This window comes from Enterobacter sp. UPMP2061, from assembly GCF_053709615.1.
Window position 1 is genome coordinate 457,112 of sequence record NZ_JBSKJP010000001.1, and the last position, 14,072, is coordinate 471,183.

A 14,072-nucleotide genomic window follows, 5' to 3' on the forward strand; every position below is an offset into this window, starting at 1 on the left:
CAGGAAACGAAGATGAAAGCTGTATCTCGCGTTCATATCACGCCACATATGCACTGGGACCGGGAGTGGTACTTCACCACCGAAGCGTCACGTATTCTTCTGGTCAATAATATGGAAGAGATCCTCACTCGTCTTGAGCAGGACACAGAGTATAAATACTACGTACTCGACGGCCAGACGGCGGTGCTGGAAGATTATTTTGCCGTGAAACCGGAAAACAGGCCACGCGTGAAGGCACTGGTGGCGGCCGGGAAGCTGATTATCGGGCCGTGGTATACCCAGACGGATACCACCCTTGTTTCCGGCGAGTCGATTGTCCGAAATCTGATGTACGGTATACGCGACTGTCTGGCCTTTGGCGAGCCGATGAAAATTGGCTATCTGCCGGACTCCTTCGGCATGTCTTCCCAGCTGCCGCACATTTACAATGGTTTTGGCATCACGCGTACCATGTTCTGGCGCGGGTGTTCCGAGCGGCACGGTACCGATAAAACCGAATTTCTCTGGCAAAGTCAGGACGGCAGCGAAGTGACGGCACAGGTGCTGCCGCTGGGCTACGCGATTGGTAAGTACTTACCGGAGGATGAGGCCGGGCTGCGCAAACGGCTCGACACGTACTTCGAGGTGCTGGAAAAAGCCTCCGTGACGAAAGAAATTTTGCTGCCTAACGGCCATGATCAGATGCCGCTCCAGCAGAACATCTTTGCGGTGATGGATAAGCTGCGCGAAATCTATCCGCAGCGTCAGTTTGTGTTGAGCCGCTTCGAGGACGTGTTTGACCACATTGACGCGCACCGCGATGAACTGGCGACGCTGAAAGGGGAGTTTATTGACGGTAAATATATGCGGGTGCACCGGACGATAGGCTCCACGCGGATGGATATCAAAATCGCCCACGCCCGGATAGAGAATAAAATCGTCAACGTCCTTGAGCCGCTGGCCACGCTTGCCTGGACGCTGGGCTTTGAGTATCACCACGGCTTGCTGGAAAAAATGTGGAAAGAGATCCTCAAGAATCACGCCCATGACAGTATCGGCTGCTGCTGTAGTGACAAAGTGCATCGTGAGGTGATGTCACGCTTCGAGCTGGCGGAAGACATGGCCGATAACCTGACATGCTTCTATATGCGCAAGATTGTCGACAACATGCCGCAGAGCGAGGAAGACAAACTGGTGATGTTTAACCTCACGCCCTGGCCGCGTGAGGAAGTGATTAACACCACGATACGTCTGCGCGCCAGCCAGTTCCGCCTGCTGGACGATAGGGGGAATGAAATCCCTTACTGCCTGCGCAGCGCGCGTGAAATCGACCCCGGCTTGATTGACCGGCAAATTGTGCATTACGGTAACTACGATCCCTTTATGGAGTTTGATATCCAGCTCAATCAGATCCTGCCATCAATGGGTTACCGCACGCTCTATATCGAGCCGCACGTGGCCGGCAAGCTGCTGGCGGCAGAAAAATCGTCGGAGGCGTTGCTGGATAATGCTTTCTGGGAAATAACGTTAAACGACGACGGCACCCTGCGTCTGCTCGATAAAGCGTCCGGGCTTATCTATGACCGCGCGCTGGAAATAGAAGAGAGCTCGGATGATGGCGATGAGTACGACTACTCGCCTTCACGGGAAGAGTGGAGACTCACTTCCACTCAGGGCGAGCATGAGGTTGAGGTGATCCACGAGGCCTGGCAGAGCAGGGCGGTGATCCGCCATCGCATGGCGGTGCCAGCGGATCTCGCTGAACGTTCTGCGCGTCAGCAGACGGGAACGCTTGAGGCAGAACTCACGGTCACGCTCAGCCATAACAGCCGACGTATCGACGTTGAGGCGCGTCTCGGAAATCACGCGGATGACCACCGTGTGCGGGTGCTGATCCCGACGCCATTTACCACAGACACGGTGTTAGCCGATACCCAGTTCGGTTCGCTGACGCGTCCTGTACAGGATGAAGCGATGGCGAACTGGCAGGAGGAGGGCTGGAAGGAAGCGCCGCTGCCGGTGTGGAATCTGCTTAACTACGCTGTGCTCCAGGAACGGCGTAACGGGATGGCGCTGTTTACCGAAGGGTTGCGCGAATTTGAAGTGACTGGCGAGCGTCAAAAAACGTTTGCCCTGACGTTGCTTCGCGGCGTGGGGGTGCTTGGGAAGGAAGATTTACTGCTGCGCCCCGGCAGACCGTCCGGGATCAAAATGCCGGTGCCTGATTCGCAGATGCGGGGCCAGTTAACCTGTCGCTTTAGCCTGTTCAGTTTTAATGGTACGCCCGTCAGTGCTGGCGTTGCGCAGCAGGCGAAGTCGTGGTTAACGCCAGTGCACTGCTATAACAAAATCCCGTGGGATGCGATGAAGCTTAACCGCGCCTCTTTCACCACCCCTTGTAGCTATAGCCTGTTAACGCTGGCGCCTAACGGATGCGTACTCAGTGCGCTGAAAAAAGCGGAGGATCGTGACGAGATGATTCTTCGTCTGTACAATCCTGCGGAGACCCGCTCCGGTGACGTGGCTTTGTCTGTGAACCGTGAGGTCCAGGCCTGTTGCGAAACGGACATGAATGAGGTGCGCAAGGCGCAAGGGGAGGAGGGTTCAGCCATTACGGGGTCGTTCCGGCCATGCCAGTCACGCACCTTTAGCATAAAAATTGAAAGGTAATCCTCCGAACAAAATAAAGGCCGCAGGAATGCGGCCTTTATTTCATCAAATAGTCACGAAAGGGTGTTAATTTTAAGATTATTAAAGGTGAATGAAATGTAATCGCTTCGGCGGGTAGCAAAGCGAAAGAAAAATACTGTGAAGCAGATAACATTATATGTTTATCTTCCGGCAAAATGCGTTTTTTCTTGCGCGTTAATAAAAATCACAACTGTTTATATTATCTTCTGGCTTTTATAACCAATAACGCCTTTAAATATACATATTGTTAACAAGGTTTTTACTATCCGCACCACAAAGAAACATCATTAACAGCTCTGACTGTTTTTGATTTAAATCAATGTTTAATACTTGGAAAAAGGCTCCGAAAGGCGTTAAATTGTTCCCGATCAAAATGGCCGAAAAGTGGTAATTTTGCTATAAATTGATCGCCGTCGAAAAACGTAAATCTGTTCGAATAAAAACCTGTTTATTGTAAGGGTTTTGCAGCGTATTATATTTACGGGATCAATTTGGTTTTTTCTTAACGTATTTGTAACCTTTCATCATTGCTTTTTCCTCCTGAAGAGAATAAGCAACGAAGAAGGGAAGCAGATAACTTTGTATTGGGGCATGCGTGTGGATCCTTATCTAACGGGGTTCACTCTCGGAGTCTTCATGCGATGAGCAAGGAGTCATAATGTTAGACGTAGTCGAACTGTCGCGCTTACAGTTTGCCTTGACCGCGATGTACCACTTCCTGTTTGTGCCGCTGACGCTCGGTATGGCGTTCCTGCTGGCCATCATGGAAACGGTTTACGTCCTCTCCGGCAAACAGATTTATAAAGATATGACCAAGTTCTGGGGCAAGTTGTTTGGTATCAACTTTGCGCTGGGCGTGGCAACCGGTCTGACCATGGAGTTCCAGTTCGGGACAAACTGGTCTTACTATTCCCATTATGTGGGGGATATTTTCGGTGCGCCGCTGGCCATTGAAGGTCTGATGGCCTTCTTCCTCGAATCCACCTTTGTAGGTCTGTTCTTCTTCGGTTGGGACCGTCTGGGTAAAGTCCAGCATATGGCGGTAACCTGGCTGGTGGCATTAGGCTCCAACTTGTCCGCACTGTGGATCCTGGTGGCGAACGGCTGGATGCAAAACCCAATCGCATCTGATTTCAACTTCGAAACCATGCGTATGGAGATGGTCAGCTTCGCTGAGCTGGTCCTGAACCCGGTTGCTCAGGTTAAATTCGTTCACACCGTGGCGTCTGGCTATGTGTGCGGCGCGATGTTCGTGCTGGGCATCAGCTCCTACTATATGCTGCGCGGCCGCGACTTCGCCTTTGCCAAGCGTTCTTTTGCTATCGCAGCAAGCTTCGGTATGGCCGCGATTCTGTCCGTTATTGTTCTGGGTGATGAATCCGGTTACGAAATGGGCGACGTGCAGAAAACCAAACTCGCCGCAATTGAAGCTGAATGGGAAACCCAGCCGGCACCGGCAGCGTTTACCCTGTTCGGTGTGCCTGACCAGGAAGCGCAGGAAAACCGCTTCGCCATTCAAATTCCTTACGCGCTGGGTATTATCGCCACGCGCTCCGTCGACAAACAGGTGACTGGCCTGAAAGATCTGATGGTGCAGCATGAAGAGCGTATCCGTAACGGGATGAAAGCTTACTCGCTGCTGGAACAGCTGCGCGCCGGCTCTACCGACCAGGCCGTTCGCGATCAATTTAACGACGTGAAGAAAGACCTCGGTTACGGTCTGCTGCTGAAACGCTATACCCCGAACGTCTCCGACGCGACGGAAGCGCAGATCCAGATGGCAACCAAAGACTCTATTCCACGCGTTGCGCCGCTGTACTTCGCGTTCCGCATCATGGTGGGTTGCGGCATTATCATGCTGCTGATCATCGCGGCCTCGTTCTGGTCAGTCATTCGTAACCGTATCGGTGAGAAAAAATGGCTGCTGCGCACCGCGCTGTACGGTATCCCACTGCCATGGATTGCTATCGAGTCCGGCTGGTTTGTTGCGGAATATGGCCGTCAGCCGTGGGCGATCGGTGAGGTGCTGCCAACAGCGGTAGCAAACTCCTCCCTGACCGCAGGCGACCTGATCTTCTCCATGCTGCTCATTTGCGGTCTGTACACCCTGTTCCTGGTGGCTGAACTGTTCCTGATGTTCAAGTTCGCGCGCCTTGGCCCAAGCAGCCTGAAAACCGGTCGCTACCACTACGAGCAGTCTGTTGCGACTACTCAGCCGGCACGCTAAGACAGGAGTCATCAAATGATCGATTATGAAGTATTGCGTTTTATCTGGTGGCTGCTGATCGGTGTTCTGCTGATTGGTTTCGCGGTCACCGATGGTTTCGACATGGGCGTGGGCATGCTCACCCGTTTCCTCGGTCGTAATGACACCGAGCGTCGAATCATGATCAACTCCATCGCCCCGCACTGGGACGGTAACCAGGTGTGGCTGATCACCGCAGGCGGCGCGCTGTTCGCTGCCTGGCCGATGGTCTACGCGGCTGCGTTCTCCGGCTTCTATGTGGCGATGATTCTGGTGCTGGCTTCTTTATTCTTCCGTCCGGTGGGTTTCGACTACCGTTCCAAGATTGAAGACACCCGCTGGCGTAACATGTGGGACTGGGGCATCTTCATCGGTAGCTTCGTTCCACCGCTGGTCATTGGTGTGGCGTTTGGTAACCTGTTGCAGGGCGTACCGTTCCACGTCGACGAATATATGCGTCTGTTCTACACCGGTAACTTCTTCCAGCTGCTGAATCCGTTTGGTCTGCTGGCAGGCGTGGTGAGCGTGGCGATGATCATCACCCAGGGCGCAACCTATCTCCAGATGCGTACCGTAGGTGAACTGCACCTGCGTTCCCGCGCTACCGCTCAGGTGGCGGCGCTGGTGACGCTGGTCTGCTTCGCGCTGGCAGGCGTGTGGGTGGTGTATGGTATTGATGGATACGTGGTGACGTCTGCTATCAACCATGCTGCGCCGTCTAACCCGCTGACCAAAGAGGTGGCGCGTCAGGCCGGTGCATGGCTGGTGAACTTCAACAATACCCCTGTGCTGTGGGCTATCCCGGCTCTGGGTGTGCTGCTGCCACTGCTGACCGTGCTGACGTCTCGTCTGGAGAAAGGCGCTCTGGCGTTCGTATTCTCTTCCCTGACGCTGGCGTGCATCATCCTGACGGCCGGTATTGCGATGTTCCCGTTCGTGATGCCATCCAGCACCATGATGAATGCCAGCCTGACCATGTGGGATGCAACGTCCAGCCATATGACGCTTAACTTAATGACCTATGTTGCTTGCGTGTTCGTTCCGATTGTTCTGGCTTACACCATCTGGTGTTACTGGAAAATGTTCGGTCGTATCACTAAAGAACATATCGAAAGCAACACCCACTCTATGTACTAAGTAAGGAGCTGAATATGTGGTATTTCGCATGGATTTTAGGGACGCTTCTTGCCTGTGCGTTTGGTGTCATCACTGCCCTGGCGCTTGAGCATGTAGAAGCGACCAAAGCAGGTGAAGAAAAGCACTAATGAATATTATCGCAACGTTATATGCGGTAATGGATAAGCGCCCTTTGAGGGCGCTTTCCCTCATTATGGCATTACTGCTGGCAGGCTGTATCTTCTGGGACCCGTCGCGCTTCGCGGCGAAAACCAGCGAGCTTGAAATCTGGCACGGCTTCCTGATTATGTGGGCGGTGTGCGCAGGCGTGATTCACGGTGTCGGCTTTCGTCCGAAAGCGCTTCACTGGCAGGGCATCTTCTGCCCACTGATTGCCGATCTGGTTCTCCTCGCCGGTTTGATTTTCTTCTTCTTCTGAATAAGAAATGTCCGTTAACGTTATGGGCTTACCCTGGCCCATAAAAATTTACTCTCCGTTTACTTTCCCCCATTCCAAACCATCATTCCCGCGCGTATAGTAGCGAAGTTTGAAAGCTCCAACTTTTCTTGTATTACCGGGATGTAAAGTGAATACAACGCTGTTTCGATGGCCGGTACGTGTCTATTACGAAGATACTGATGCCGGTGGTGTGGTCTACCACGCCAGCTACGTTGCTTTTTATGAACGGGCACGCACAGAGATGCTGCGCCATCATCACTTTAGTCAACAGGTGCTGTTGGCTGAGCGAGTTGCCTTCGTGGTACGCAAGATGACGCTTGAGTATTTTGCGCCTGCCAGACTCGACGATATGCTCGAAGTTCAAACAGAAATTACATCAATGCGCGGAACTTCACTGGTTTTCACGCAGCGGATAGTCAATGCAGAGAATACGGTACTGAACTCAGCTGAAGTCCTGATTGTCTGTGTTGATCCAACCATAATGAAGCCTCGTGCGCTTCCTAAGTCTATTGTCGCGGAGTTTAAGCAGTGACTGACATGAATATCCTTGATTTGTTCCTGAAGGCAAGCCTTCTGGTTAAACTTATCATGTTGATTTTGATTGGTTTTTCAATCGCATCCTGGGCCATCATCATCCAGAGAACGCGTATCCTCAATGCCGCTGGCCGCGAAGCCGAAGCGTTTGAAGATAAGTTCTGGTCGGGTATTGAGCTTTCTCGTCTGTACCAGGAAAGCCAGGGACGCCGTGATAACCTTTCAGGCTCCGAACAAATTTTCTATAGCGGTTTCAAAGAGTTCGCTCGCTTACATCGCGCTAACAGCCATGCGCCGGAAGCCGTGGTAGAAGGAGCGTCGCGTGCGATGCGCATCTCCATGAACCGCGAACTGGAAAATCTTGAAACGCATATTCCTTTCCTCGGAACCGTTGGCTCCATCAGCCCGTATATCGGCCTGTTTGGTACGGTGTGGGGGATCATGCACGCCTTTATCGCCCTTGGGGCGGTGAAGCAGGCAACGTTGCAGATGGTTGCGCCGGGTATCGCAGAAGCACTGATCGCGACCGCAATCGGTCTGTTCGCCGCAATTCCGGCGGTAATGGCGTACAACCGTCTGAACCAGCGCGTGAACAAACTGGAACTGAACTACGACAACTTTATGGAAGAGTTCACCGCGATTCTGCATCGTCAGGCGTTTACCAGCACCGAGAGCAACAAGGGGTAAACCATGGCCAGATCGCGTGGACGAGGTCGTCGCGAGCTCAAGTCCGAAATCAATATCGTTCCGTTACTGGACGTGCTGCTGGTGCTGCTGCTGATCTTTATGGCGACGGCGCCCATCATCACCCAGAGCGTGGAAGTTGATCTGCCGGATGCGACAGAATCACAGGCGGTAAGCACCAATGACGATCCTCCGGTCATCATTGAGGTTTCCGGCGTAGGGCAGTACAGCGTGGTGGTAGAGAAAGATCGTATGGATCAGCTTCCGCCAGAGCAGGTTATTGCTGAAGCGCAACGACGCCTGGAGTCAAATCCGAAGACGGTCTTCTTAATCGGTGGTGCGAAAGACGTACCATATGATGAAATTATCAAAGCGCTGAACTTGCTACATAGCGCGGGCGTTAAGTCAGTTGGCTTAATGACTCAGCCTATTTGATCATCTGCGTAGTTTTTGGGAACCGATAGTGTCAAAGGCAACCGAACAGAACGACAAGCTTAAGCGAGCGATAATCGTCTCCGCAGTGCTGCACGTAATTCTTTTTGCAGCGCTGATCTGGAGTTCGTTCGATGAGCACCTTGATGCATCAGGCGGCGGTGGGGGGTCCTCCATCGACGCCGTTATGGTGGATCCTGGTGCGATCGTTCAGAACTATAATCGTCAGCAACAGCAGCAGGCGAGCTCTAAACGTGCTGAAGAGCAGCGAGAAAAACAGGCGCAACAGCAGGCGGAAGAGCTGCGTGAAAAGCAGGCCGCTGAGCAGGAACGTCTGAAGCAGCTAGAGAAAGAGCGTTTGCAGGCGCAGGAAGCGGCGAAAGAGCAGGCAGAGCAGCAGAAGCAGGCTGAAGCCGCTGCGAAGAAGGCGCAGGAACAGCAGAAGCAGGCGGAAGAGGCGGCAGCCAAAGCCGCGGCTGATGCAAAAGCGCAGGCTGACGCACAGGCGAAATTAGCGGCTGACGCGGCGAAGAAAGCCGCTGCTGATGCTCAGAAAAAAGCGGAAGCAGAAGCTGCGAAGAAAGCCGCTGCTGATGCCCAGAAGAAAGCGGAAGCAGAAGCTGCGAAGAAAGCCGCTGCTGATGCCCAGAAGAAAGCGGAAGCAGAAGCCGCGAAGAAAGCCGCTCAGGAAGCAGAGAAGAAAGCTGCTGCCGATGCTGCGAAGAAAGCGGCTGAAAAAGCGGCTGCCGCTGAAAAAGCTGCGGCTGATAAAAAAGCTGCTGCCGAAAAAGCCGCAGCCGACAAGAAAGCTGCCGCTGAAAAAGCCGCTGCCAGGAAGGCCGCTGCTGAAAAAGCTGCCGCTGAAGCAGCCACCGCTGACGATATCATTGGCGACCTGAGTTCTGGTAAGAATGCGCCGAAAACTGGCGGTGGGGCAAAAGGGAGTAATGCAGCCCCGGCGGGAAGCGGTAACACTAAGAACAACGGTGCTTCTGGCGCTGAGATTAACGACTACAAGAACCAGATTGCTGCGGCTATATCCAGCAGGCTTAACGATAAATCATTGTATACAGGGAAAACATGCAGACTGCATATTAAACTGCATACTGATGGTACCGTGCTGAGCGTTGAGTCTGAAGGAGGCGATGACGCATTATGCCAGGCTGCACTTGTGGCAGTGAATCAGGCAAAACTGCCAAAACCTCCGTCACAGGCTGTCTATGAAGTGTTCAAAGACGCTTCGCTGAACTTTAAGCCATAAGCAGAGCTGCGGTTATCGGGTTCTGATAGTTTTGTGTATTTGAGTTTGTTAACCTTCTGCTAAATTATCCAGGACTTATTGTTCGGATAAGGGAGATATGATGAAGCAGGCATTACGATTAGCTTTTGGTTTTTTAGTACTGTTGACGTCAGCAGTGCATGCCACAGTAAGCATCGACATTACCGACTGGAACGACTCAGCGCGTCCAATCGGTGTCGTTCCGTTCCAGTGGGCAGGCCCGGGCGCTGCGCCTGAAGACATTGGCGGCATTGTTGCAGCTGACCTGCGTAACAGCGGTAAATTTAACCCCTTAGATCGTTCTCGTCTGCCGCAGCAGCCGGGTACCGCTCAGGAAGTTCAACCTGCTGCATGGTCTGCACTGGGTATTGATGCCGTGGTTGTCGGACAGGTTACTCCTGCGCCAGACGGCGGCTATAACGTCGCTTATCAGCTGGTGGATACCGGCGGTGCGCCGGGTACCGTTCTGGCTCAAAACACGTATAAGGTGAACAAGCAGTGGCTGCGTTACGCAGGCCATACGGCGAGTGACGAAGTGTTTGAGAAGCTGACCGGTATTAAAGGTGCGTTCCGTACTCGTATCGCGTACGTAGTACAGACCAACGGCGGCCAGTTCCCTTATGAGCTGCGCGTCTCTGATTACGATGGCTACAACCAGTTCACCGTACACCGTTCACCACAGCCGCTGATGTCTCCGGCATGGTCTCCGGACGGCTCTAAGCTGGCGTACGTGACCTTCGAAAGCGGCCGTTCCGCGCTGGTTATCCAGACGCTCTCTAACGGTGCTGTGCGTCAGGTTGCGTCATTCCCGCGTCACAACGGTGCGCCTGCGTTCTCTCCGGACGGTACCAAACTGGCGTTTGCCCTGTCTAAAACCGGTAGCCTGAACCTGTACGTGATGGATATTGGTTCTGGTCAGATCCGTCAGGTCACGGATGGTCGTAGCAACAACACTGAGCCAACCTGGTTCCCGGACAGCCAGAATCTGGCCTTTACGTCTGACCAGGCAGGTCGTCCACAAGTTTATAAAGTGAATATCAACGGCGGAGCAGCGCAGCGTATTACCTGGGAAGGTTCTCAGAACCAGGATGCTGACGTCAGTGCCGATGGTAAAACAATGGTAATGGTCAGTACTGCGGGTGGTCAGCAGCACATTGCCAAACAAGATCTGGTAACGGGGGGCGTACAAGTACTGTCGTCAACGTTCCTGGATGAAACGCCAAGTCTGGCACCTAACGGCACCATGGTAATCTACAGCTCTTCTCAGGGGATGGGATCCGTGCTGAATCTGGTTTCTACAGATGGGCGTTTCAAAGCGCGTCTTCCGGCAACTGATGGACAGGTAAAATCACCTGCCTGGTCGCCGTATCTGTAATAATAATTAATTGATTACTAAAGGAATCTTAGAAATGCAACTGAACAAAGTGCTGAAGGGGCTGATGATCGCTCTGCCTGTTATGGCAATCGCAGCGTGTTCTTCTAACAAGAACGCAAGCAATGACCAGAGCGGCGAAGGCATGATGGGTGCCGGCACCGGTATGGACGCTAACGGCAATGGCAATATGTCTTCTGAAGAGCAAGCGCGTCTTCAGATGCAGCAGTTACAGCAGAACAACATCGTTTACTTCGATCTGGATAAATACGACATCCGTTCTGACTTCGCTGCAATGCTGGATGCGCACGCAAACTTCCTGCGTAGCAACCCGTCTTACAAAGTCACCGTAGAAGGTCATGCGGACGAACGTGGTACTCCGGAGTACAACATCTCCCTGGGTGAACGTCGTGCAAACGCTGTTAAAATGTACCTCCAGGGTAAAGGCGTTTCTGCTGACCAGATCTCCATCGTTTCTTACGGTAAAGAAAAACCAGCAGTACTGGGTCACGACGAAGCGGCTTACTCCAAAAACCGTCGTGCCGTACTCGTTTACTAAGAGAATTGCATGAGCAGTAACTTCAGACATCATCTGATGAGTCTGTCGTTACTGGTTGGAATAGCGGCCCCCTGGGCCGCTTTTGCTCAGGCACCAATCAGTAGTGTCGGCTCAGGCTCGGTAGAAGACCGGGTCACTCAACTCGAGCGTATTTCTAACGCTCACAGCCAGCTTTTAACTCAACTCCAGCAGCAGCTTTCCGATAACCAGAATGATATTGATTCCCTTCGTGGTCAGATCCAGGAGAGTCAGTATCAGCTTAATCAGGTTGTGGAGCGCCAGAAGCAAATTTTGTTGCAGATGGATAGCCTTAACAGCGGCGGAGCAGCAGCACAGCCAGCAGCAGGCGATCAAAGCGGTGCGGCAACGCCTGCACCTGCGGCAGATGCCTCCGCGTCGTCTGGTGCGCCTGTACAGAGCGGTGACGCGAATACGGACTACAACGCGGCCATTGCCCTGGTGCAGGACAAATCGCGCCAGGACGATGCTATCGTTGCGTTTCAGAACTTCGTTAAGAAGTACCCTGATTCCACTTACCAGCCAAATGCGAACTACTGGCTGGGTCAGTTGAATTACAACAAGGGTAAAAAGGATGATGCGGCGTTTTATTTTGCCTCTGTGGTGAAAAATTACCCGAAATCACCGAAAGCGCCTGATGCGATGTATAAAGTCGGCGTGATCATGCAGGACAAAGGCGACACTGCAAAAGCCAAAGCGGTTTATCAGCAGGTGGTTGCAAAATTCCCGGGTACAGACGGCGCCAAACAAGCGCAAAAACGTTTAAGTTCGATGGGTTGATTATCGCATGACCAGAAATCGCGTCATTTCTGGTCGTGCAGCATGATTCCTAAGCAGTTAAGTGATCTTCATCGAAATTTTTGTTGCGCAGAATTCTTAAATCAGTAATATATGCCGCCGTTGCCACGGGATATCAAACAACGTGAAAGCAGCGCAAAAGTGGGTCGTTAGCTCAGTTGGTAGAGCAGTTGACTTTTAATCAATTGGTCGCAGGTTCGAATCCTGCACGACCCACCACTTAAAGCAGTTCTGGCAGTACAGAGTGGGTGATTAGCTCAGTTGGTAGAGCATCTCCTTTACACGGAGGGGGTCGGCGGTTCGAGCCCGTCATCACCCACCACTCGGGTCGTTAGCTCAGTTGGTAGAGCAGTTGACTTTTAATCAATTGGTCGCAGGTTCGAATCCTGCACGACCCACCAATTTTATTGGTTCCGAGTGATAATTCAGGCAACACCCGAACGGGTCGTTAGCTCAGTTGGTAGAGCAGTTGACTTTTAATCAATTGGTCGCAGGTTCGAATCCTGCACGACCCACCAGCCTGAATAGATTTGAAGTACATCCCGCAAGGGGTCGTTAGCTCAGTTGGTAGAGCAGTTGACTTTTAATCAATTGGTCGCAGGTTCGAATCCTGCACGACCCACCAGTGTTGAAAGGCGCCCTAAAGGCGCCTTTTTGCTATCTGTCGTTCGCCAGTGCCTTATAGGTCGGGTAAGGCGAAGCCGCCACCCGACAGATGCTACCGGCATCAATTCCCGATGACATTCCCCCTCAAATTCGCTATCTTGTTTAGTATACAAAACACCATTGCCTCATTTTTGTTATCTCATGCAAAACAAAGGCAATATTGTTAAGCCAGTAAAACGAGAAGCCATAATGAGTGTGATGTTTGATCCCGAAACCGCAATCTATCCCTTCCCGCCGAAGCCCGCTCCGCTAAGCCGGGATGAAAAACAGTTCTATCGTGAAAAAATTAAGCGCCTGCTTAAAGAGCGTGATGCGGTGATGGTGGCGCATTACTACACCGACCCGGAAATTCAGCAGCTGGCAGAAGAGACGGGCGGCTGTATCTCAGACTCCCTGGAAATGGCGCGTTTCGGTGCAAAACATCCTGCCTCCACGCTGCTGGTTGCAGGTGTGCGCTTCATGGGCGAAACGGCAAAAATTCTCAGCCCGGAAAAAACCATACTGTTGCCGACGCTGAATGCCGAATGCTCCCTTGACCTCGGTTGCCCGATTGATGAGTTCACCGCCTTCTGTGATGCCCACCCTGATCGTACCGTGGTGGTCTATGCCAACACGTCTGCGGCGGTGAAAGCCCGGGCAGACTGGGTAGTGACCTCCAGTATCGCCGTTGAGCTGATTGAGCATCTGGACAGCCTGGGGGAGAAAATCATCTGGGCGCCCGATCGTCACCTGGGAAACTATGTACAAAAACAAACCGGTGCGGATGTGCTGTGCTGGCAGGGCGCCTGTATCGTTCACGACGAGTTTAAGACCCAGGCCCTGACGCGCATGAGAGGGTTATACCCAGACGCCGCGATTCTGGTGCACCCGGAATCCCCGCAGTCCATCGTCGACATGGCGGATGCCGTCGGGTCAACCAGCCAGCTCATTCATGCTGCGAAAACCCTGTCACACAAGCAGCTCATTGTGGCGACCGATCGCGGTATCTTCTACAAGATGCAGCAGGCCGTGCCGGAAAAAACGTTGCTCGAAGCGCCGACCGCCGGAGAAGGGGCGACCTGCCGAAGCTGCGCGCATTGCCCGTGGATGGCGATGAATGGGCTCAAAGCGATTGCGGAGGGGCTGGAAAACGGTGGCGCAGCGCATGAGATCCACGTGGATGCCGCTCTGCGTGAAGGCGCGTTAATTCCACTTAACCGTATGCTGGATTTTGCGGCTACACTACGTACTTAACTTATT

Annotated in this window: 13 protein-coding genes and 5 tRNA genes; all 18 read left to right on the forward strand. The window is 52.8% G+C overall.

Features of this window, described 5'->3' with window-relative positions; translation table 11 throughout:
- Window positions 1-12 precede the first annotated feature (12 nt).
- The 18 genes from mngB to nadA all read left to right on the forward strand — a co-directional run bounded on the left by mngB (window position 13) and on the right by nadA (window position 14,066).
- On the forward strand, window positions 13-2,649 hold the full coding sequence (gene mngB, locus ACWKXX_RS02190) for a mannosylglycerate hydrolase (protein WP_261666362.1): 2,637 nt from the start codon (window positions 13-15) through the stop codon (window positions 2,647-2,649).
- A gap of 679 nt (window positions 2,650-3,328) precedes the next feature.
- Window positions 3,329-4,897 carry a cytochrome ubiquinol oxidase subunit I gene (cydA, locus tag ACWKXX_RS02195; RefSeq protein ID WP_003858601.1) on the forward strand — a complete coding sequence of 523 codons (1,569 nt, stop codon included), beginning with the start codon at window positions 3,329-3,331 and terminating at the stop codon, window positions 4,895-4,897.
- 15 nt (window positions 4,898-4,912) lie between these two features.
- Window positions 4,913-6,052 carry a cytochrome d ubiquinol oxidase subunit II gene (cydB, locus tag ACWKXX_RS02200; RefSeq protein ID WP_023303309.1) on the forward strand — a complete coding sequence of 380 codons (1,140 nt, stop codon included), beginning with the start codon at window positions 4,913-4,915 and terminating at the stop codon, window positions 6,050-6,052.
- A 14-nt stretch (window positions 6,053-6,066) separates the two neighbouring features.
- Window positions 6,067-6,180 carry a cytochrome bd-I oxidase subunit CydX gene (cydX, locus tag ACWKXX_RS02205; protein ID WP_003858598.1) on the forward strand — a complete coding sequence of 38 codons (114 nt, stop codon included), beginning with the start codon at window positions 6,067-6,069 and terminating at the stop codon, window positions 6,178-6,180.
- Window positions 6,180-6,470, forward strand: a complete 291-nt coding sequence (gene ybgE, locus ACWKXX_RS02210; RefSeq protein WP_003858596.1) for a cyd operon protein YbgE — start codon at window positions 6,180-6,182, stop codon at window positions 6,468-6,470. The genes cydX and ybgE overlap by 1 nt, the downstream gene beginning before the upstream one ends.
- A gap of 148 nt (window positions 6,471-6,618) precedes the next feature.
- Window positions 6,619-7,023 (forward strand): tol-pal system-associated acyl-CoA thioesterase, encoded by a 405-nt coding sequence (gene ybgC, locus ACWKXX_RS02215; protein WP_003858593.1) that lies wholly within the window; start codon window positions 6,619-6,621, stop codon window positions 7,021-7,023.
- Window positions 7,020-7,712: a Tol-Pal system protein TolQ gene (gene tolQ, locus ACWKXX_RS02220; RefSeq protein ID WP_003858590.1), complete on the forward strand. Its 693-nt coding sequence runs from the start codon at window positions 7,020-7,022 to the stop codon at window positions 7,710-7,712. Before ybgC ends, tolQ begins: the two co-directional genes overlap by 4 nt.
- A gap of 3 nt (window positions 7,713-7,715) precedes the next feature.
- The gene (gene tolR / locus ACWKXX_RS02225) at window positions 7,716-8,144 is read left to right on the forward strand and encodes a colicin uptake protein TolR (protein ID WP_003858589.1); all 429 of its coding nucleotides are present in this window, start codon (window positions 7,716-7,718) and stop codon (window positions 8,142-8,144) included.
- A 28-nt stretch (window positions 8,145-8,172) separates the two neighbouring features.
- Window positions 8,173-9,402 (forward strand): cell envelope integrity protein TolA, encoded by a 1,230-nt coding sequence (tolA, locus tag ACWKXX_RS02230; protein WP_047063386.1) that lies wholly within the window; start codon window positions 8,173-8,175, stop codon window positions 9,400-9,402.
- Window positions 9,403-9,502: 100 nt separating this feature from the next.
- Window positions 9,503-10,795, forward strand: a complete 1,293-nt coding sequence (tolB, locus tag ACWKXX_RS02235; protein WP_017384962.1) for a Tol-Pal system beta propeller repeat protein TolB — start codon at window positions 9,503-9,505, stop codon at window positions 10,793-10,795.
- A 34-nt stretch (window positions 10,796-10,829) separates the two neighbouring features.
- A complete protein-coding gene (gene pal / locus ACWKXX_RS02240; protein WP_003858578.1) occupies window positions 10,830-11,351 on the forward strand; it encodes a peptidoglycan-associated lipoprotein Pal in 522 nt (173 codons plus the stop codon).
- A gap of 9 nt (window positions 11,352-11,360) precedes the next feature.
- A complete protein-coding gene (gene cpoB, locus ACWKXX_RS02245) occupies window positions 11,361-12,149 on the forward strand; it encodes a cell division protein CpoB (RefSeq protein WP_003858574.1) in 789 nt (262 codons plus the stop codon).
- A gap of 161 nt (window positions 12,150-12,310) precedes the next feature.
- A tRNA-Lys gene (locus tag ACWKXX_RS02250) sits at window positions 12,311-12,386 on the forward strand.
- Window positions 12,387-12,413: 27 nt separating this feature from the next.
- Window positions 12,414-12,489, forward strand: a tRNA-Val gene (locus ACWKXX_RS02255).
- Window positions 12,490-12,492: 3 nt separating this feature from the next.
- Window positions 12,493-12,568: transfer RNA gene (locus tag ACWKXX_RS02260), tRNA-Lys, on the forward strand.
- A gap of 41 nt (window positions 12,569-12,609) precedes the next feature.
- Window positions 12,610-12,685: transfer RNA gene (locus ACWKXX_RS02265), tRNA-Lys, on the forward strand.
- 31 nt (window positions 12,686-12,716) lie between these two features.
- A tRNA-Lys gene (locus tag ACWKXX_RS02270) sits at window positions 12,717-12,792 on the forward strand.
- A gap of 230 nt (window positions 12,793-13,022) precedes the next feature.
- On the forward strand, window positions 13,023-14,066 hold the full coding sequence (gene nadA, locus ACWKXX_RS02275) for a quinolinate synthase NadA (RefSeq protein ID WP_023303312.1): 1,044 nt from the start codon (window positions 13,023-13,025) through the stop codon (window positions 14,064-14,066).
- The last annotated feature ends 6 nt before the right edge of the window (window positions 14,067-14,072 follow it).

Excerpts from the sequence above, each read along its gene's own strand:
- mngB (WP_261666362.1), top strand. The coding sequence starts at position 13 with ATGAAAGCTGTATCTCGCGTTCATATCACGCCACATATGCACTGGGAC.
- cydA (WP_003858601.1), top strand. The coding sequence starts at position 3,329 with ATGTTAGACGTAGTCGAACTGTCGCGCTTACAGTTTGCCTTGACCGCG.
- cydB (WP_023303309.1), top strand. The coding sequence starts at position 4,913 with ATGATCGATTATGAAGTATTGCGTTTTATCTGGTGGCTGCTGATCGGT.
- cydX (WP_003858598.1), top strand. The coding sequence starts at position 6,067 with ATGTGGTATTTCGCATGGATTTTAGGGACGCTTCTTGCCTGTGCGTTT.
- ybgE (WP_003858596.1), top strand. The coding sequence starts at position 6,180 with ATGAATATTATCGCAACGTTATATGCGGTAATGGATAAGCGCCCTTTG.
- tolR (WP_003858589.1), top strand. The coding sequence starts at position 7,716 with ATGGCCAGATCGCGTGGACGAGGTCGTCGCGAGCTCAAGTCCGAAATC.
- tolB (WP_017384962.1), top strand. The coding sequence starts at position 9,503 with ATGAAGCAGGCATTACGATTAGCTTTTGGTTTTTTAGTACTGTTGACG.
- pal (WP_003858578.1), top strand. The coding sequence starts at position 10,830 with ATGCAACTGAACAAAGTGCTGAAGGGGCTGATGATCGCTCTGCCTGTT.
- cpoB (WP_003858574.1), top strand. The coding sequence starts at position 11,361 with ATGAGCAGTAACTTCAGACATCATCTGATGAGTCTGTCGTTACTGGTT.
- nadA (WP_023303312.1), top strand. The coding sequence starts at position 13,023 with ATGAGTGTGATGTTTGATCCCGAAACCGCAATCTATCCCTTCCCGCCG.